The sequence below is a fragment of the Streptomyces sp. cf386 genome (assembly GCF_900103585.1).
GTDB lineage: Bacteria > Actinomycetota > Actinomycetes > Streptomycetales > Streptomycetaceae > Streptomyces.
In genome coordinates, this window is record NZ_FNHV01000013.1 from 279,859 (window position 1) to 298,627 (window position 18,769).

Consider the following 18,769-nt stretch of genomic DNA (forward strand, 5'->3'; position numbering starts at 1 on the left):
TGTGCCCATGCCGACCACCAAGAGCCTGCGCGAGGGATCCACGCCGAAGCGGGCAGCCATCCTCTCGGCGGCCCGGGAACTGTTCCTCGCCGACGGCTTCGACCGGACCAGCGTCGACGCGGTCGCAGCCCGGGCCGAGGTGTCCAAGCGGACGGTCTACGACTACTTCGGCGACAAGCAGACGCTGCTGCAGGCAGTCGTCGACGCCATCGGCCACTCAATGATCACCACGATCCGGCGCACCCTCGACGACACCCTCACCGACCTCACCGAGGCCGCCGACCTCGAGGACGCCCTGGTCACGTTCTCGATGCGCATCTCGACCGACATGCTCGACTCGGCGGAGTACGCAACGCTGCAACGACTGGTCCGGGCGGAATCCGGCCATCTGCCGCACCGGGGCTACAACTCCATGGCCGACACCCCCGACGAGGCCCTCGCCGAACGGCTCGCCGCCTTCGCCGCGGCCGGCCTGCTCGACGTCCCCGACCCCCGACTCGCGGCCGACCAGTTCATCGCGCTGACCTTCGGTGTCGCGCTGGACAGGCTCGGTTCCGCGAATGCCGCGGAGGACAGCCGCGTCCGGCCGCTCATCGTGGAGGGAGTGCGGACCTTTCTCCGGGCGTACCGAACCGTGTAGGGCTGAGGACCAGGACGTCGATACGGTCAGGCGACCGGCGGAGCGTCCGGGCAGGCCGGACGTGTGTCCTCACTTCCGGAGGCAGGTTGACGATGCGTCTGCATCCAGGCGAGACCGAGGCCGTTGACTGGCGGGTGGTGACCGTGGTCGACGCCGTCCGGCATCTGCGCGACGCCTCACCCGACGTCACCGGACGTCCGCGGGTGATCGCGATCGACGGCCGGGGCGGCGCCGGCAAGACGACCCTGGCCGAGCGCCTGCGCAGGGTGGTGCCCAACTCCGCCACCCTGCACACCGACGACATCGCCTGGAATCACGCCTACTTCGACTGGGGCGCCGTACTCGTCGAGAACATCCTGCAACCCCTGCACCGGGGAGAGGCGGTGGACTTCCGCCCCGATGCCTGGATCATCCACGACCGGCCCGGATCGATCACCATCCCAGCTCGTACCGACTTCATCTGGGTCGAGGGAACCGGCATCATCCGCGAAGAGCTTGCCCCGTGGCTGGACGCCTCGGTGTGGATGCAGGGTGACCTCGATGAGCAGGAGCGCTTGTTGGTCGTCCGCGACGGTGACTCGCCCGAGCAGCGGGAGCATGTGGCGAACTGGCTGCTGGAAGAAGTGCCGTTCATGCTGCGAGAACGGCCATGGGCCAGAGCCGCCATGATCGTCGCCGGCCCACCGCAGATCGACCACGACCCGGACACCGAGTTGGTCGTCGCCCCGCCGACCAGCCCGTAGAGGGCGTTTTCCCTCAATGGTTGGTCCCGAGACAGGGCTTTGACGAGGTACCAGCTACGTCTCGAGACCTCCGGTCAGGCCCCGGGCGCTGCGGCCGGCCGTGGAGCGGGCCGCTGCCGTGCCACCGTCGTCCTGATTGGCCTCAACTCCTGCCAACTGTCGCTCACCACCGACGATGTGGTGATCCGTGGAGCCAGGCGAAACCGCGCTCCACGACCCGCCGGTGGGTGCCCAGGTGGGTGCCGTGCGCGTGGGACCCCTCCCGGAAGGGTCTCCTTACGCTCCCGGCAGGTCTTCGTGGCCGGTGACCGAGTCGTTGGGCAGGGTCGGACGGGGAGGGTGTCGTATGGGACAGCGGTTGAGGTTTGGCGCAGTGGTGGCCGCCGGGGCTGCGGTGCTGGTGCTCGCGGGGTGTGGCTCGCCACCGACGGACTACAGCGAGGTCGTCACGTTCACCGACGAGCACGGCCGCGCCTGCACCGCGACGGTGGTCGTCGACCAGGAGCAGAACGAGGGCAATGACTACGAGGTCACCAGCCTCGACTGCGAATACCCACCGGAGGGCAAGACGCCGGGGCTCACCCGCTACCGGCCCATGCCGGAGCGGGGTTCGAACTGACGAGGTCCGCGGACGAGGACGTTTCTGGTGACAACCGGTGCGGGCGCGGGCGCCGGTGTTCCCCGGTGGTACCCCAGATCGTCGCTGCCGAGCTGGTCGATGGCCCGGCTGGATCGGTCGGTGACATAGCCCTCCTGCGTGGCCGGCCGGACCGCCCCGTTCGCTTGGCACTGGCCGAAGTCGGGGGTGCCGGGACGCTTGGGTGGGCGGTAAAGGATCATTCAACACATGTCTCACACATCTCGACGAAGGCTCCTCGCGGCCTTCGCGGCCTCTGCCGCCGCTGCCCCGCTCACCGGTCTGGCCGCCGCCCCGGCGCGTGCCGCCGCGGCGGCGGACGTGCCGGCCTTCCCGGGGCCGGGTGGCCTGTCCTCGGCCCGTTCGTGGGTGACCATGGCGCCGCTGGGCGCCGCGTACTTCACTCCGGTGGCCCTCACCACCCCACTCACCGCCACCGTGCTCTCCAGCACCCCGACCCGTACCGAGGTCACCTCCGGCGGCAAGCGCGTCGCGCTGCTGACGCACGGCGCGCGAACCGTCGTACTGCCCGGACCACAGCGGACCTTCGCGGAGAACAAGCGGCCCTTCGTGGACGACTTCCAGCGGACGCTGCCGGACCTCGCACTGGACGAGGAGGACCGGGTGTACTGGGGCACCTCGCCGGGCGGCGGCAGGTGGGTCACGTCCGAAACCCTCAAGACCGACTTCTCGGTGGTGCCGGGCACCGGAATCATCGACCTCACGACCGCCGGGTACAGCCGGCACGCCAGCCTGCGCGATGACGAGATCACCGACGTCGACGTGCGCTGCACGGCCAGGTTCGACAAGATCCCCATAGGTCAGGCCTGTTCGTTCGCGCTGACCTTCGGCTACGGCAGCACCCAGAACCACTACCGGGCCCGGCTGTCCTTCCTCACCTCCGGCGCGGTCGAGATGCGGTTGGAGAAGGAGGTCAACAACGACGTGACCCCGCTGGAAACGGCGGTCACACTGGCCACGGGTGTGCCGGCGGGGACCGACTGGACGATCCGGGTGCGGCGGGATGGCGCCCGCATCCGGGCGAAGGCCTGGCAGTCCGCGTCGGCGGAACCGTCTTCGTGGGCCTTCGACGTCACCGACTCCACGCCCACGTTGACCAAGGGCCGGGTGGGCCTGCGCGCCTTGGCCAACGACGGTTGCACCAACCTGCCGGTCCGACTGTCCGTGAGCCGCCTCGAGGTGGACGCCGCGAACTGGGCGGCCCTGCCGACCGTCACCCACGGCGACTGGGTGCGGCTGCTGCCCGAGCCGTTCGACGGCACCTGGACGGCCGATCTGGAGCAGATGATCCGAGGCTGGGCCGGATCCACCGTCCCGGACGTACTCGCGTACGCTGCGATGTTCCTCGGCGGCGCTCCGGCGGTCACGGCCGGCGCCGGACCGGCCCAGGGCAGGCAAGTGCTGGGCGAGGCCGGGTACGGCTATCTCGACGCGCAGGGTTACCGGCTCGAAGGCGCCGACTTCCATGAGTACATGAAGGTGGGCTGGACCTTCCCGGACGGCACGTACAAGGGGCCATCCAGCAAGCAGGTCGGCAACCTCGACTGCTCCGGCTATACGCGCATGGTCTACGGCTACCACCTGAGCGTCCCGCTGGCCGCCGAGGAGGACACCTCGGGCACCCGGATCCCGCGCAAGTCCCGGCACATAGCAGACCACGCGCCAGGCGTGGTCGTCGACCGCGCCACCGGGACCACCCCGCCCGCCGCGGCCCTGCTCCAGCCGGGCGACCTGGTGCTGTTCAACGCCGACTCCAGTGACGACGGCGTCAGCCTGACCGTCGATCACGTCGGCATCTATGTGGGTCTCGACGGCGGCGGCAAACGCCGCTTCCTCTCCAGCCGCAAGACGGTCAACGGGCCCACCATGTCCGACCTGGGCGGCGCGTCCCTGCTCGACGGTTCGGGGACGTACGCCAAGACACTGCACACCGTACGCCGAATCTGAGCCGCGTCAGGAGCCGTCCAGCCGCCGTCCCACCAGAACCGGTGGTGTGGATCCCGAAGTTCGGGAACGACTGCACCTGCCGGACATCCTCGCCTCTTCCCGCCCCAGGGCGACGTCCTCCGACGCCGAGTCGGCGTACGCCGCCCGTGACGTTCCCGGCCATGGAAGCGGGGGAGAAGGTCGTCGACGAGGCGGACGCAGCGGGGTTGGGTTCCTTCAGATCGAGGTAGCTCGGGGCCCGGAAGGTCTGGAAGACACCTCGTGTCTTGTCCCGGGCGCGGGCAGGAGCCGTTCGGTGACGAGCTGGTGGGCGGGCGGGGTGTCGCCGAGATCGAGGAGGGCCTGGCCTACTGGTGAAGAGGAGATGTTCGAACCCTGTGCTATTCGGTGTCTCTGAGTGCGGCGAGGTAGTCAGCCCAGCTGCTTTGGGTGAGCACGGACCAGGTCTGGGTGGTGTTTCGATGAACGCCGAAGAGGTCACTGATGATGACCGGCGGGAGGTCTTCAGCCATCCCCATCACGGCCGTGTTCCGGGCGCCGCGTTGGTGGGCAGGCCTACCTCTCTGAGCCGGGTGGCGAGCCCCTGAGGACTCCGGGGACGACTCGTCGGCCGACCGGGCACAAGAAACGGGATTTGCCCGTCACGAGGTTCCGGCGCGCGGGCGGCAGGTACCGCCCCGACGCCCTCGACGGCTTCCTCGCCGGGACAGGACTCGCCATCGACCTCCCGCCACCATCACCTTGAAGCGCCTGGTCAGTTATTCGGTTGCACACCACCGAGACGGGGTGTCTGATCCCGGCTATGACGATTGTGCTGAGGACGCCGACGGCCGACGGAGTGCGCGAGGCCATTGCGGCGCTGCGGGAGTGGCAGCACGACGAAACGCCCATGCAGCTGCATCCCGGGGACATCGGCTGGAACTACCGGTTCGGAACGGCCGAGGCGGCCGCGGCGGTGCGGACCTGGAGCCGGAACGGACGGATCCTCGCCGTCGGGATGCTGGATTCGCCGACGCTCGTGCGGATGACGGTCGCTTCCGACGCTTTCCATGACGAGGACTTGGCGCGGCGACTCGTCGAGGACTTCTCGCTGCCCGAGCGCGGCGTGCTGCCGGAAGGAGCGGTGTCCATCGAGGCGCCGCAGGGCCTGCTGCTCCACGACCTGTTGACCAAGGAGGGCTGGGGCGCCGACGAGCCGTGGACACCGCTCTTCCGCGACCTCGCCGAAGCGGTGGAGGACCCCGGCGTGCCGATCAAGGAGATCGGCCTGGAGCAGGCACAGGACTTCGCCGACGTGCTGCGGTCCGCGTTCAACACCACGAAGCCCACGCGCGAGTACCGGCACAAGATGTCCGCGGCACCGTTCTACGCCGACGCCCGCTGCCTGGGTGCTTACGACGACCAGGGCAACCCCGCGGCGATGGTGACGGTCTGGTCGGCCGGCCCGGGGAAACCAGGACTGATCGAGCCGATGGGTGTCCACACGGACCACCGCGGCCGCGGCTATGGCCGGGCGATCACCGTCGCCGGGGCGGCCGCACTGCGGGAGATGGGCTCGTCAAGCGTGCGCGTGTGCACACCGAGCTCCAACCTCGGCGGCGTCGCCACGTACAAGGCGGCCGGGCTCGCGGCGAGGCCGGAGATCGCCGACCGGATCCGGAAGGTCTGACGTCGGGGTCTGCGGACCTTCTCACCGTGCCGCAGCACCTCGTACGGCGGCCATGCGCGCCAGAGCCTCGTGCGGCAGCCGTACGAGGCTCTGCTCTCGGCTCGATCGGACATCCACTGCTCCAACTCCGAGGGAGCCTGGCTGACGAGGGCGGTTCATCCGTGTGCTCTGCCTTGCGTGCAACCACCACGTGCCGTTGATCCCACCACAGGCAGACCCCCGGGGCCATTCGAGGACGTCCAAAGGTCATGACCAAGGCACCAGGCGACCGTGCGACACGATCTGTATGCGCGACGCAGTCGTGGTGACCGGCACGGCCAGAGTCGTGACCTACACCGCGCACACTCCGGCGACAATGACCCGACCGCACCGGACGTAACGTGCGACGGTCCAGGGACTCTGCAAGAGCTGGAGCCGACTGGGCCGGTCCAATCCTCACCCGGTCACATTCCGGGCAGGAGTCCTGCGCGCGGCCGTCAGCGGATGGCGGACGGGATGTCAGGCACCGCAACGGGGCGGAGTACCAGAAGAGACTCTTCCTGGAGAGCCACCATCGCAAAGGGGAACCGGTCGACTTCCAAGCAGAGATCGACATCGTCCCGGTGGTATCCGCTGCGCAGCCCACCGGCGAGGTCTGCCGCAGCACGAGACGTCCTCGCGCGGTGGATATACGGGGCCGCCTCGGCATCGCCCCCGGCCATACACTGACCAATGTATTCAGCGCAGGCCAGGTCCTCGTCCGCCTTGCCTTCCTCGCCGGTGACAACGAACGTCACCGGGCCGGAATCCGCGGTCTGCAGGTACCGCGCGGTCGGGCCGGCCACCACAAAGCTCGCGCACAAGACCAGCGGTGCGCTTGCAACGGCCAGCGCGCCCACGGTTCCTGCCGTCGTCTTCTGCACCAGCGTGCGACCGGTGAAGTCACATGACCTGAGCAGGCCAGGTGAGTTCACCGCGTCGAAGCCCGCTGCTGGAGCTCCGTCCTTCAAAGCCAGCCAACCCGGGTGGCTCTCCTTCAAGGCAAGTGCCTCACTCTCCGTCGAGGCCAGGACGATCCTCTCGACCCCGCGCGAGAAGGCCCAGGCAGCGACGGTGAAGGCGCGCATGACATCGATGACGACTGCAACACGGGGAACGCCAGTCAACTCTGGTATGCCAACGAAGTGGTGGTCCATCACACCATTCTGACGCCTCTGGATCATCAGAAGAACACGGCAGATCCAGCTGCCACCGGAATGACGGTCGGCGGAGCAGTTCCGGTGTCGGCCGGATTCCGGTGGATCGGGCGATCAACCGGAAGGAGCATCAGCCCTTGCCGCAGAGCGCGAATGCACCGTTGCCCCGGCTGAGCGTCGGCGTCGTAGCGGGACGAACACGTGGGTCGTGCGCTGCCGTGAGCAGAGCCGCCGCAGCCCCCTGGGAGGTGCCCAGATTCCCGGGGACTGACCCGGACCGCCGAACCAGCGGATTGCTACGGCCGTCATGCCCTGCGGGGCCTACGCTCGCGTGAACCCGTGGCTCCGCTCCACCTTGGCCACATGCAGCGTGTAGCTCTCGTACCACTCGACCTGCCCGCGCTTTTGCGCCGCGCGGTGCTCGGCATTGCTCCGCCACTCCGTGAGGGCGTCGGCGTCGCGGAAGTACCCGACGGTGATGCCCAGCCCGCCGGGAGTCTGGGCATGCTCCATCCCCAGGAATCCAGGGACGTCCTTCACCAGGTCTTCCATGCGTGCGGCGGTCTCGCTGTAGCCGCTCTGGTCCTGGGTTCGCACCGTGGTGAAGACAGTCACGTAGTAAGGGGGTTCAAAGGCCTCGACGGGCGTGACAGGCGCTTCGGAGTGATTGCTCATGGCGCCACTGTAAGACGGGATGCGCACAACGATCCGGCGTCTTTCCTGAACGGGATACATAAGCGATCCCGCTCACGACCTGCGTCAGCGGAGCCGCCAGGTCGGGACGGCGCGGTTCGAGACGGTTCGGTTCTGACATGCCGTCCCATCGATGGGGTAGGGAACTGCCGTGGCAGGTGTCGCGAAGGGGGAAGCATGACGTTCCTGGTCGAGTTGCCTGTGTCCGGGGCGGGCGACGCGAGAACCGGTGGCGAGGGGGCGGGATCCGCTCCGTCGGACGCGACCGGCATCGTCAAGGTCCAGATCGACGAGGTCGCGGACGGGCTGGTGCAGGTCGCGCGTCCCGGGCAGGTCGTGGCGCGGGCGACCCGGTCGCTGAACGACATGCTCGCCGGGATCCGTCCGGTCGCGGAGAACTTCGTCGACGGATTCCGTGACATGGCACGGCAACCCGACGAGATCGGCGTCGAGTTCGGCCTGTCCCTGTCGGCTGAGGCGGACGTGGTGATCTCCCGGACGACCGGTCAGGCCAACTTCAAGGTCACCCTGACCTGGCGCAATCCATCGTCCGGTGAACCGGCACCGACACCGGCACCGGCAGCGGACGCGGCGGGATGACACTGCCCGCGTTACCGCCCGAGCGGACGGGGGGCCCGGGCCTGCAGTCCCTGGACGCGGCCGTACTGCGTGTCCGCGACGGCCGCGGGGACCCCGTCGGCGTTGCCTTCCTGGTCTCCGACACGCTCGCCTTGACCTGCGCGCACGTGGTCCATGCGGCCCTGGGTACGACGGGGGAAGCGGCACCTCCCGCTTCCGCACGGATCCAGGTCGACCTTCCCCTCGTGCCCGCCCCGCAGCGCGACGGCGGTGCGCCTGCGACGACGGCCGGTGTCGAGCACTGGGTGCCGCCGAGGGCGCCCGACGGCGGGTCCTCGGTGTCCTCTGCGCGCGACGACGCCGATGTCGTCGGGCCCGCCGATGTCGCCGTGCTTCGGCTGGAGGCGCCGCTTCCGGGAGCGGGACCGGTGCAGTTGGTGGACGCGGACGAATTGTGGGGGCACCCGGTGCGGGCGTTCGGGCTGCCCGCCGGGCGTCCCGGCGGGGTGTGGCATGCGGGGGTGCTGCGGGGCCGACAGGCCGACGGCTGGGTGCAGGCCGATCTCGTCGGCAACGGCTATCCGGTGTCGCGGGGCTTCAGCGGCGGCCCCGTGTGGGACGACCGGCTGTCCGGTGTGGTCGGCATGGTCGCGGTGGCCGAGTCCGGGCAGCCGCCCGTCAGTTACCTGATCCCCACCGGCGGACTGCTGGCCGCCCGGCCCGAGCTGCGTGCGGTCACGCTGCCGCCGTCGCCGTTCCGGGCTCTCTCGGCGTTCCAGGAGACGGACGCGGCGATCTTCCACGGCAGGCGGGCCGAAAGCGACGAGGCGGCGCGGGCACTGGCCGCGGAGCGCCGCGTCACCGTCGTAGGACCGTCGGGATCCGGCAAGTCGTCGCTGGCCCTGGCCGGTGTGGCGCCTCGGCTGCGCGCGGAAGGCGCCCAGGTGGTGGTCGTGCGGCCGACGCCCGGCAGCAGCCCGCTCACCACCTTCGCGGCGGCGGTGCTGCCGCTGCTGGAACCCGACCTGCCCGAGGCCGAGCGCCCCGAGCGGACCGCGGAACTCGTCCAAGTGCTGCGCCGCCACGGCCCGGCGGACGTCGTGGCCCGGCTGCTCCAACTGCGGCGCGGCAGCAGGCTGCTCGTCGTGGTCGACCAGTTCGAGGAGGTCCTCGGCCTGGCACCGGACGCCGTCGACGAGCTGGCCGACCTGCTCCAGGGCGACACGCTGCCCGCCACCGTCCGCGTACTGATCACGCTGCGTGCCGACTTCCTGGAACCGGTCCTGGCTCATCCGCGGTTCGGCCCGCAGTTCGGCGGACACCTGCACGCACTCGCCCCGCCGACCCCGGAATCCCTGCGCGAGATCGTGACCGTACCGGTGGAGGCCGTCCCCGGGCTGTCCTACGAGCCCCATCTCGCCGAACGCATCCTCGCCGACACCGGCACCGGACCGGGTGCCCTGCCCCTCCTCGGCCTCACCCTCGACCTGCTGTGGCAGCGGCAGCAGGGCGGCCTGCTGACGCACCGGGCGTACGAGGAACTCGGCGGTGTCACCGGCGCGTTGGGCAAGCACGCCGACCGGGTCTGGAAAGCGTGTGTGCCGCCCGAGGACGAAGAAGCGGCCAGGCGGCTGTTCACCCGGCTCGTCCGAGTCCCGGTCGGCACGCCCGCGCCCATCCGGCGGATGGTGCTGCGCACCGAACTGCGCGACGAGCAGTGGCGGGTCGCGCAACGGCTCGCCGGGACAAGGCTGTTGGCCACCGGCCACAACGCCGAGGGCACCGAGACCGTGGAACTCGCGCACGAGGCGCTGATCAGCGACTGGGACAAACTGGCCGACTGGACCACCGGGGACCGTGCCTTCCTGGAGTGGCGGGCCGCTCTGCAACAGGACATGGACCGCTGGGAGCACGCCGGGCGTCCCTCGCAGTTGCTTCCCACGCCCCTGCAGCTCGCCCGATCCGAACGGTGGCTGAGCGAACGCCGTGACGAACTGACCGATGCCGAACGGCACTACCTGGACGCCGGCCGCGCCCACCGCCGCGCGAGGGTCCGTCGGCGACGGACGGCGCTCTCGGCCGTCGGTCTCGTCGTGGCACTGGTCCTGGTGGCACTGTCGTTGCTCTACGCCACCCGGGAGGAGAGCCGGGAACGCGCGGCGGACGCCGCGTCCCGCGCCCTCGCGGTGGCCGCGGAGGACGACGCGCGCACCGAACCCGCCCTCGGCGTGCTGAAGGCACTGGCAGCCCACCACACGGCGCCGACGACGGAGGCCCGCAACGCACTCCTGCGGCAGTACCTGCGCTACCACGCTTACGACCGGGTGCTGTCCGGTGTACTGGGCACGGTCAGGGCGTTCACCATCAGTCGGAACGGTGACGTCGTGCTGGCCACCTCGCAACTGGGCCGGGCCGTCCTGTACGTCGGCGCCACCTCCGGGCGGGTGCGCAGCGCCCAGGTGCCCTCGACCGGACAGGTCCTTGAAGTCGTGGTGTCCGCGGACGGCAAGCGCGGCGCCTACGTCCAGGCGGACGGCAAGGCCGTGTGGTTCGAGGTGGACACCGACGCCGCAGGCCTGCTCGGCCCGCTGCACCGGCTGCCCGACGCGCCGGGCAGCGGCGTCAGCTGGGATATTTCGGTGGGCCCCGCGCTGTCGGCGGACGGCCGTCTGCTCGCCGCGCGCGTCCGGGGCCGCCTGGTGTGGTGGAACCTGGACCGTGGCGCGCTCGCCGGTGACGTGCCCGCGCCCCAGGACATGAACACCGCCCTGTGGTTCGGCCCGGACGGGCGGACGCTGCTGACGAAGGTCTACACGGCGTCGGGCGCGCAGGCGCTGAAGTCCGTGGACATGGGTACCGGCCGCGCCACCCAACTCCTGTCCGAGGCCCAGAACATCTTCGTGTCCGGGGACCGCCGCACCGCGGTTGTGTGCCGCGAGGAGGGCGATCAGTCAGTCGTCAGCCGCCACCGGACCTCCGACGGCGCCGGCATCGGCCGCCCCTACCGTGAGCGGGAGGAGGCGTATCGCACGGACCTGTGCACGGTGGCGGCCGTCGACGCGACCGGCGGGCGCGTCGCGCTCGGTTGGGGCGGGAATGTGCGCGTCGTGAACCTGGACAGGGGCGAGGTGATCTCCGGCGTCTCGCTGCCGGAACCCGCCGGCACAGACTTCACGCCCGCCCTCGTCCTCGCCGAGTCGCACGGCAGGCTCTACTACGCGGGCCGGCAGGACTCGATGATCGCTCTCGTGAACCTGATTCCCCGCGGGCGACTGCCGAAGGCCGCCCAGCAACGGCTCACCGCCGACGGCAAGCGCACGATGACCGTCCTTCAGGACGGCTCCCGCATGGAACTGCGCCCGGCCGACCCGAAGCGGAGCGGGCAGATCCTCGCACGGGTGTCGCGTGGCAAGCCGTACTGGGTGCCCGGCGAGACGGACCTGCCCGTTTTCGACGCTACCGGCGGACTCGTCGCCGACCGGGAGGCCCGCGACACGGTGGTCGTCCGTGACACGTCGACGCTGCGGAAGGTGGCCGCCGTGACCGCGGTCCGACCGCCGAAGACCCGGCCCGGCACGCGACTGGTCCGAGACCTGGACGTCAGCGGGGCGCTCACCTTGCAGGACCCGAAGTACGAGTTCCGCTACTTCTTCGATCACACCGGTCACCTGCTGACGGTTTCCGGCACTGTCCTCCAGCAGTGGGACCCGCGCACGGGCCGGCAGACGGCCCGCTTCGACGCCGGTGCGCTGCGCCCCGACGGCGACCCGGACGCGCTCATGACGATCGCCCCGTACCCGGGCCGTAACAAGGTCTCCGTGATCGTGCAGGGTCGGCCCGGCATCCGGGTCGTCGACATCACCGACGGACGCGTCACGGACCGCGTGCGCACCGAGGACGACGTGCTCTCCGCCCAGTTCGGCCCCGGCGGCCGGTACTTCGCGGTCATGCGCCGTGACACGGGGCTGGAGGTGTGGCGGCGCGGAAACCCCGCGCGCAGGGTGATCGGCCCGCTGAGCAGCGTCGGCGAGAGCAGCGTCACCCCGTACCGCGCCGTCTTTCTCGACGACGACCGCTTCCTGGTCGCCGCCGACGACGCCGTACGCATCTACCGGTTCGGCGAGCGCGGCTATGACGCCGCCTATCTGCTCGCCGATCCGACCTTCGCGACGGGGGACTATTCGTTCCTGGACGTGTCCGAGGACGGGAGGACCGTGCTCAAGGGCGGTACTTACGACGGCAGTGCCGTCGTCCTCGATCCGGAGCTGTGGAGGCAGGAGTTGTGCCGTGTCGTCGGCGACCGCGCGTTCACGGAGGACGAACGCGACGATCTCCCGGCGGAGGCGGAGACACGGCAACTGTGCGCGTAGCGCCGGGTGTTGAGCGGAGCGTGTTGACGACGAGGGTCCGAGCGAGGGGGACGCATGGCGTATCTGGTCGAACTATCCGTGTCCGCGCCCGGCGGATCCGGTTGCGTCGGTGAGTTCGGGGGTGCCGGGTCGTTGAACGACATGCTCGCCGGGATCCGGCCCGTCGTGGAGGACTTCGTCGCCGCCTTCCGTGACATGCCCGACGGCCCCGACAAGATCGGTGTCGAGTTCGGGCTGACCTTCACGGCTGACGCGGACCTGGTGGCGCGATGACGTCGGCGCGGGAACCGGAACGGCAGCCGACGGTCGGTGGCTCGAAGGCCCTGGACAGAGCGCTGCTGCGGATCCTGGACGCGCGGCGGCAACCCGTCGGCGTCGGCTTCCTGGTGTCCGACACCATCGCCCTGACCTGCGCGCACGTGGTCTCCGCCGCCCTCGGCACGCCGACCGGCACACCACCGGAACCCGGCGCGCGCGTCTTGGCCGACCTGCCTCTCGTGCCCACCGCGCCCCAGGCGGACGCGACCGTTGAAGTCTGGGTGCCACCGAGGGGGGTGGGCGGTGCGGCACCCGGTGCGGCCTCCGGCTTGGCCGATGTCGCCGTGCTGCGGTTCGCCGCTCCGTTGCCCGGGGCTGGTCCGGTGCGGTTGGTCGACGTTGACGAGTCCTCGGTGGCAGGCGGGTCGGCTGTGGCCGGACAGTCGGCCGACGCGTCCGCCGACGATGCTACGGGCGGACTGTGGGGGCACCGGGTGCGGGCGTTCGGGCTGCCCGCCGGGCGTCCCGGTGGGGTGTGGCATGCGGGGGTGTTGCGGGGTCGGCAGGCCGACGGCTGGGTGCAGGCCGATCTCGTTGGTGACGGCTATCCGGTGTCGCGGGGTTTCAGCGGTGGGCCGGTGTGGGACGACCGGTTGTCGGGTGTGGTCGGCATGGTCGCGGTGGCCGAGTCCGGGCAGCCGCCCGCCAGTTACCTGATCCCCACCGCCGCCCTCGTGGCCGCCCGGCCCGAACTGCGCCCACTCGTGCTGCCTCCCTCGCCGTTCCGCGGACTGGCCGCCTTCGAGGAGGCCGACGCGGCGGTCTTCCACGGCAGGCGGCATGAGAGCGAGAGGGTCGCCCGCGCACTCGACGAACGGCAGTGGGTCACCGTCGTGGGCGCCTCGGGTTCCGGCAAGTCGTCGCTGGCACTCGCCGGTGTGGCACCCCGGCTGCGGGCACGTGGCGCCTGCGTCGTCGTCATGCGGCCCGCGTCCGGGAGCAGCCCCCTCGCGGCCCTCGCCTCCGCACTGCTGCCGCAGCTGGAACCCGACCTGCCCGAGACCCATCGGCTGGCCCGCATACCCGAACTGTCCGACGAACTGCGCCGCCATGGCCTCGCCGGCCCGACGGACCGCCTGCTCCGACTGCAGGGCGGCAATCAACTTCTGGTAATCGTCGACCAGTTGGAGGAACTGCTTACGCAGCACCCGGACGCCGTGCGCGACCTGTCGGACGTACTGTTCGCCGCCGACGCCCTGCCGCCCGCCACTCGCGTACTCGCCACCCTGCGCGCCGACTTCCTCGAACCCGTCCTCGGCCACCCGCACCTCGGACCCGTCATCGGCCGGCACCTGCACGCCCTCGGCCCGCTCGGTGAGGACGGCCTGCGCGACATCGTCACCACCCCCGTCGACGCCCTCCCCGGTGTCTCCTACGAGCCCCACCTCGCCGAGCGCGTCCTCGCCGACACCGGCACCGAACCGGGCGCCCTGCCCCTCCTCGCCCTCACCCTCGATCTCCTGTGGCAGCGGCAGACGGACGGCGTGCTCACCCACCGCGCGTACGACGAGCTCGGCGGTGTCACCGGCGCGCTCGGCAACCATGCCGACCGGGTCTGGGCCGAACACGTGCCACCGGACGACGAGGCGACCGCCCGCCGGCTGTTCACCCAGCTCGTCCGGTTGCCGCTCGGCGCCGCTGTGGCCACCCGGCGGCTCGCTCGGCGCGGTGACCTCGGCGAGGACCAGTGGCGCATCGCCCAACGCCTCGCCGCGCACACCCGGCTCCTCGTCACCGATCGCGGCGCCGAGGGCACCGAGACCGTGGAACTCACGCACGAGGCGCTGATCGGCGAGTGGGGCAAGCTCGCCGCGTGGGTGGCCGAGGACCGCTCCTTCCTCGGCTGGCTGGAGACCGTACAGCACGAAATGGACCGCTGGCAGGAGGCGGACCGGGCCCCCGAACACCTGCCGACCACCGCGGCGATGGCCGGCGCCGACCAGTGGCTCCCGGAGCGTGCCGCGGTCCTGAGCGTGGCCGAGCGGGACTATCTGACGGCCGGCCGCACCCACCGCCGCGGACGCGCCCGTCGGCGGCGGGCCCTGTTCTCCGGTCTGGCCACGGCCTTGGCGTTCGCCTTGGTGCTCGGCATGCTCTATGTCGTCGAACGCCGCAGCAGCGAGGAACGCGCCGCCCTCGGCGCCTCCCGCGCCCTCGCCCAGGCCGCGCAGGAGGCGACGGGCACCGACCCGGCCCGCGCCGGTCTGCTCGCCCTCGCCGCCTACGACACGTCCCCCACACAGGAGGCCGAGAACGAACTGCTGCGTCAGTACCTCCAGTACAAGGACTACGACCGGGTGCTGTCCGGCGAACTCGACGACACCATCTTCGACAAGAGCCGCGACGGCGACGTGGTCCTCGCGGCGTCCAACCGGTCCGGGGCCACGCTGTTCGTGAATGCCCTGACCGGACCGGTACGCACCGTGCGCGTGCCGTCCACCGACGAGGTCCAGTACGTGATGGTGTCCGCCGACGGGAAACGCGCCGCCTACATCCAGTACGACGGCAAGGCCGTGTGGTTCGAGGTACGCCCCGGCGCGAAACGCCCCGCCGGCCCCTTGCACCATCTCCCGGACGCCCCCGGCATCGGCACGAACTGGAGCGACACCGTCACCCCCGCGATGTCCCTCGACGGCACGATGATCGTCGCGCATGTCCGCAAACGCATCGTCCGGTGGAACCTGGACAGCGGCCCGCACGGCACCCTCGCCGGGAACCTCCCCGCGCCGAAGGGCCTTGAGTTCAGGATGTGGCCGGCCCCCGACAACCGGACGCTGCTGGTCCCCGTCTACAAGCGGTTCCGCGACTTCGGGCAGGGCGAGAAGGGCAGCCTGCTCGCCCTCGACCTCCTGACGGGCAGGAGCCGGCTCGTGGTGCGCGCCGACGCCGACCAGATCCGCATCTCCGGCGACCGGACCCGGGCCGTCCTGTGCCACATGCGGGGCAAGACCGCCGAGGTCACCGTCCACCGGGTCAGCGACGGCTTCCGAGAGGGCACCGTCTACCGGGAGAAGAACGCGGACTTCGCGTCCAGCATCTGCATGGTGCAGTCCGTCGACCGTTCCGGCCTGCGCGTCGCCCTCAGTTCCCTCAAGGGCCTCAGCGTCGTCGACATGCGCGACGGCAAGGTCCTCTCCCGCAACGGCCTGCCCGCCGCGACCTCCTCGCTGGCCACAAGCAGCCCCTGGCTCGTGGAGGCCCACGGCCGGCTCTACTTCGTCCGCCACGACGAGTCGATGATCGGCTTCGTCCAACTGAGCCCCGGCTACTGGTTCGTCGACGTCGCCCAGCAACTCCTCACACGGGACGGCAAGTACACGATCACCGTCCTTGCGGACGGCTCCCGCATCCAGCTGCACCACGCGCGCAAGGACAGCGCCCGCGTCCTCGCCGACATGCCGCGCCGCAAGCCCCACTGGGTGCCCACGGGCAGCGAACCCATCGCCCTGGACCGCACCGGACGGCTCGTCGCCGACCGCGAGGGCGCGAGCATCGTCACCGTCCGCGACGCCACCACCCTGCGCCGTATCACCACCGTCACCGCCGTCCAGCCCCCGCCACTGCCCGACTCCGAGTCGTCGATCGGGGACATCGAAATCGGCGGGGACGACGGCAGCGCCGAACGGCCGAAGTACGACTTCAGCTATTTCTTCGACCGCGGCGGCAAACTCGTCACCGTCTCGGGAACCGTCGTCGAACAGTGGGACCCGCGCACCGGCAGGCGACTCGTGCGCTTCGACGCCGCGCCCGTCCGCTCCCGGGCCAAAGGCGCCAAGGACGCGGACCTGATGATCGGCCCCTACCCGGCGACGAACCGGGTCGCCGTCGTCGTCCTGGGCCGGCCCGGCATCCATGTCGTCGACATCACCACCGGACGCACCACCGAGACCCTGAAGACCGGTGACGACATCCTCGCCACCCAGTTCGACGCCACTGGCACGTACTTCGCGATCCTGCGTCGGGGCTCGGTGCTCGAACTGTGGCGGCGGGGCGATCCGCCGCACAAGGAGATCGGCCCTCTGCGCAGCATCGCCGAGTCGGGGTCCACCTCGTTCGCCGCCGGATTCGTGGAGGGCGGGGACCGCTATCTGCTCGCGGCGAACAACGCCGTACGCATCTACCGGATCGGCGAGCCCGGCTACGAGGCCTTCTACTCCTTCACCGGCCCGCACGACAGCGCACTCGCCGGGCAGCACACCTTCATGGGTGCCTCCGCGGACGGCAGCACCGTGCTCCACATCGGCCCCGGCGGCATCGGCGGACCGCTCCAGCTGGCGCCGGACCGGTGGTACCGCGAGCTGTGCGCCATCATCGGCGACCGGGAACTCACCTTCGGCGAGGTGGACCTGCTCCCTGCCGATCCGAGGACCCGGAAACCCTGTGCCGAGGACGACTGAGACACCGCCCGGCCGGACCGCCGAGAAGGTCCGTGACCAGCGCGCCGTCACCCTCCGCCGGTGCCCCGCGGCTCCACGTGGGAGGCCAGGACCGCGGCCTGGACGCGGCGCTGCACGCCGAGCTTGGCCAGCAGCCGGGAGATGTGGTTCTTGACGGTCTTCTCCGACAGGTAGAGCTTCTTGCCGATCTCGCGGTTGGTCAGGCCGTCGCCGATCAGGGCGAGGATGTCCCGCTCGCGGGGAGACAGGCTCGCCAGCTCCGGGGCGATGGCGGGAGTCTCGGCCGGGTCGGCGCGAAGTGAGCGCATCAGGCGGGCCGTGGTCGCGGGGTCCAGCATGGACTGGCCCGAGGCGACCGTGCGGACCGCAGAGACCAGATCGGAGCCTCTGATCTGCTTGAGGACGTAGCCCGAGGCACCGGCCATGATGGCGTCGAGCAGGGCGTCCTCGTCGTCGAACGAGGTCAGCATCAGACAGGCCAGCTCCGGCATCTGGCTGCGCAGCTCGCGGCAGACCGTGATGCCGTCGCCGTCCGGGAGACGTACGTCGAGTACCGCGACGTGCGGGCGCAGCGCCGGGCCGCGGACGAGGGCGTGCTCGACGGTCTCGGTGTCGCCGACCACCGAGATGTCCGGTTCGGCGTCGAGGAGGTCGGTCAGGCCCCGACGTACGACCTCGTGGTCGTCCAGCAGGAACACGCGGATCGGATTCTGCTCCGTGAAGGTGCCTGGCTCGGTCATGACGCCCCCTTGTTCCCGGGTGGCTCACGGTCTGCGGTCCACGAACTGCTCGTCATACCGATCATTGCTCGCCACGTCCGGATGTACCAGGGCCGACCGGCCCCACTCGGCCTTGAGAAGTGCCCTCACCGGCCCAATGCTCACGGGCTCACGATGTGAGGGGTGCCGTGCAGGGTGGCTCCGTGCTCGCTGCGGGTCGCCTGGTGGTCACACGTGGCTGCCGGCGCCGTAGGGGGCGTACAGGTCCAGCAGCCGGGTCCGGGCGGCGCGGAGGCGGTGGGCCAGTACGTCACCGGCCCATTGGGTGAGGGCGTGGCCCAGGGCCGGGTCGTCCTGGCACATCGCTCGTACGGCCGTGGCGTCGAACTCGTACGCTGGCACCGGGGTCGTCGCCTCGGCGCCCAGGTGCCAGACGTGCGGTGTGAACAGCCAGGACCAGCCGACGAGTTCGTTGTGCCGGAGGACCTCGATGACGGCCGCGCGGCGACCGGGTACATGCATGTCCAGCTCGACGGTGCCCGTTCGGATGATCCAGAACCGGTCGGCCTTCCCGCCTTCCTCGAACAGGCGCGCCCCTTGCGGGAAGGACACCTCGCGGGCGACGCGCATGAGCCGCTGCCGATATTCGGCGGGCAGAGCGCGAGGCATCGTGGGCGTGGTGATCATGGCGTGCCTCCCGACGGGCTGCAGGGACTTCCACGGACTTCCATGGCCAGCCTGTGCCCGCAGCCGCCGGCGGACCATGGGCCACCCGGCCTGTCGAAGCGGGCTCACCCGGCTCCGAAGAGGAGACCTACGGCACCTCCCGCGAACCCGCCGGGGCCGTTCCAGAAACGGCTT

At 70.6% G+C, this 18,769-nt stretch carries 13 protein-coding genes; 9 read left to right on the plus strand and 4 right to left on the minus strand.

The genetic code is table 11. The features are described 5' to 3' along the window. Positions 1-7 precede the first annotated feature (7 nt). The 5 genes from BLU79_RS31220 to BLU79_RS31240 all read left to right on the plus strand — a co-directional run bounded on the left by BLU79_RS31220 (position 8) and on the right by BLU79_RS31240 (position 5,657). Entirely contained in the window at positions 8-640 is a 633-nt protein-coding gene (locus BLU79_RS31220; RefSeq protein WP_093909287.1) for a TetR/AcrR family transcriptional regulator, read from the plus strand. Between the two features lie 92 nt (positions 641-732). Further along, positions 733-1,383: a uridine kinase family protein gene (locus tag BLU79_RS31225; protein ID WP_093909288.1), complete on the plus strand. Its 651-nt coding sequence runs from the start codon at positions 733-735 to the stop codon at positions 1,381-1,383. Between the two features lie 346 nt (positions 1,384-1,729). Continuing rightward, on the plus strand, positions 1,730-2,002 hold the full coding sequence (locus BLU79_RS31230) for a hypothetical protein (RefSeq protein WP_256333518.1): 273 nt from the start codon (positions 1,730-1,732) through the stop codon (positions 2,000-2,002). Positions 2,003-2,230: 228 nt separating this feature from the next. After that, positions 2,231-3,988, plus strand: a complete 1,758-nt coding sequence (locus BLU79_RS31235; protein ID WP_093909290.1) for an NlpC/P60 family protein — start codon at positions 2,231-2,233, stop codon at positions 3,986-3,988. 802 nt (positions 3,989-4,790) lie between these two features. Beyond that, positions 4,791-5,657 (plus strand): GNAT family N-acetyltransferase, encoded by an 867-nt coding sequence (locus tag BLU79_RS31240; protein WP_093909291.1) that lies wholly within the window; start codon positions 4,791-4,793, stop codon positions 5,655-5,657. A gap of 476 nt (positions 5,658-6,133) precedes the next feature. Here the strand turns inward: BLU79_RS31240 and BLU79_RS31245 are convergent, their stop codons facing one another. Further along, complete coding sequence (locus tag BLU79_RS31245; protein WP_093909352.1) at positions 6,134-6,832, minus strand: 2-phosphosulfolactate phosphatase; 699 nt, start codon at positions 6,830-6,832, stop codon at positions 6,134-6,136. Between the two features lie 321 nt (positions 6,833-7,153). Further along, positions 7,154-7,507: an antibiotic biosynthesis monooxygenase family protein gene (locus tag BLU79_RS31250; protein WP_093909353.1), complete on the minus strand. Its 354-nt coding sequence runs from the start codon at positions 7,505-7,507 to the stop codon at positions 7,154-7,156. A 195-nt stretch (positions 7,508-7,702) separates the two neighbouring features. Here BLU79_RS31250 and BLU79_RS31255 point away from each other — a divergent pair, with 195 nt between their 5' ends. The 4 genes from BLU79_RS31255 to BLU79_RS31270 are packed head-to-tail and all read left to right on the plus strand — an operon-like array spanning position 7,703 to position 17,189. Then, positions 7,703-8,125, plus strand: a complete 423-nt coding sequence (locus tag BLU79_RS31255; RefSeq protein ID WP_256333519.1) for a CU044_2847 family protein — start codon at positions 7,703-7,705, stop codon at positions 8,123-8,125. Continuing rightward, positions 8,122-12,474, plus strand: coding sequence for an nSTAND1 domain-containing NTPase (locus BLU79_RS31260; protein WP_093909292.1), 4,353 nt, complete (start codon positions 8,122-8,124; stop codon positions 12,472-12,474). Before BLU79_RS31255 ends, BLU79_RS31260 begins: the two co-directional genes overlap by 4 nt. Positions 12,475-12,528: 54 nt before the next feature. Next, entirely contained in the window at positions 12,529-12,747 is a 219-nt protein-coding gene (locus BLU79_RS31265) for a CU044_2847 family protein (RefSeq protein ID WP_093909293.1), read from the plus strand. Beyond that, positions 12,744-17,189 (plus strand): S1 family peptidase, encoded by a 4,446-nt coding sequence (locus tag BLU79_RS31270; RefSeq protein ID WP_093909294.1) that lies wholly within the window; start codon positions 12,744-12,746, stop codon positions 17,187-17,189. Before BLU79_RS31265 ends, BLU79_RS31270 begins: the two co-directional genes overlap by 4 nt. 47 nt (positions 17,190-17,236) lie before the next feature. Here the strand turns inward: BLU79_RS31270 and BLU79_RS31275 are convergent, their stop codons facing one another. Together BLU79_RS31275 and BLU79_RS31280 are read right to left on the minus strand one after the other, a co-directional pair. After that, positions 17,237-17,929, minus strand: a complete 693-nt coding sequence (locus BLU79_RS31275; RefSeq protein WP_093909295.1) for a response regulator — start codon at positions 17,927-17,929, stop codon at positions 17,237-17,239. A gap of 207 nt (positions 17,930-18,136) precedes the next feature. Further along, positions 18,137-18,595, minus strand: coding sequence for a Crp/Fnr family transcriptional regulator (locus BLU79_RS31280; RefSeq protein WP_093909296.1), 459 nt, complete (start codon positions 18,593-18,595; stop codon positions 18,137-18,139). Between the last annotated feature and the right edge of the window lie 174 nt (positions 18,596-18,769).

Excerpts from the sequence above, each read along its gene's own strand:
- BLU79_RS31260 (WP_093909292.1), top strand. The coding sequence starts at position 8,122 with ATGACACTGCCCGCGTTACCGCCCGAGCGGACGGGGGGCCCGGGCCTG.
- BLU79_RS31270 (WP_093909294.1), top strand. The coding sequence starts at position 12,744 with ATGACGTCGGCGCGGGAACCGGAACGGCAGCCGACGGTCGGTGGCTCG.
- BLU79_RS31235 (WP_093909290.1), top strand. The coding sequence starts at position 2,231 with ATGTCTCACACATCTCGACGAAGGCTCCTCGCGGCCTTCGCGGCCTCT.
- BLU79_RS31265 (WP_093909293.1), top strand. The coding sequence starts at position 12,529 with ATGGCGTATCTGGTCGAACTATCCGTGTCCGCGCCCGGCGGATCCGGT.
- BLU79_RS31255 (WP_256333519.1), top strand. The coding sequence starts at position 7,703 with ATGACGTTCCTGGTCGAGTTGCCTGTGTCCGGGGCGGGCGACGCGAGA.
- BLU79_RS31275 (WP_093909295.1), bottom strand. The coding sequence starts at position 17,929 with ATGACCGAGCCAGGCACCTTCACGGAGCAGAATCCGATCCGCGTGTTC.
- BLU79_RS31220 (WP_093909287.1), top strand. The coding sequence starts at position 8 with ATGCCGACCACCAAGAGCCTGCGCGAGGGATCCACGCCGAAGCGGGCA.
- BLU79_RS31240 (WP_093909291.1), top strand. The coding sequence starts at position 4,791 with ATGACGATTGTGCTGAGGACGCCGACGGCCGACGGAGTGCGCGAGGCC.
- BLU79_RS31245 (WP_093909352.1), bottom strand. The coding sequence starts at position 6,832 with ATGGACCACCACTTCGTTGGCATACCAGAGTTGACTGGCGTTCCCCGT.
- BLU79_RS31230 (WP_256333518.1), top strand. The coding sequence starts at position 1,730 with ATGGGACAGCGGTTGAGGTTTGGCGCAGTGGTGGCCGCCGGGGCTGCG.
- BLU79_RS31280 (WP_093909296.1), bottom strand. The coding sequence starts at position 18,595 with ATGATCACCACGCCCACGATGCCTCGCGCTCTGCCCGCCGAATATCGG.
- BLU79_RS31250 (WP_093909353.1), bottom strand. The coding sequence starts at position 7,507 with ATGAGCAATCACTCCGAAGCGCCTGTCACGCCCGTCGAGGCCTTTGAA.
- BLU79_RS31225 (WP_093909288.1), top strand. The coding sequence starts at position 733 with ATGCGTCTGCATCCAGGCGAGACCGAGGCCGTTGACTGGCGGGTGGTG.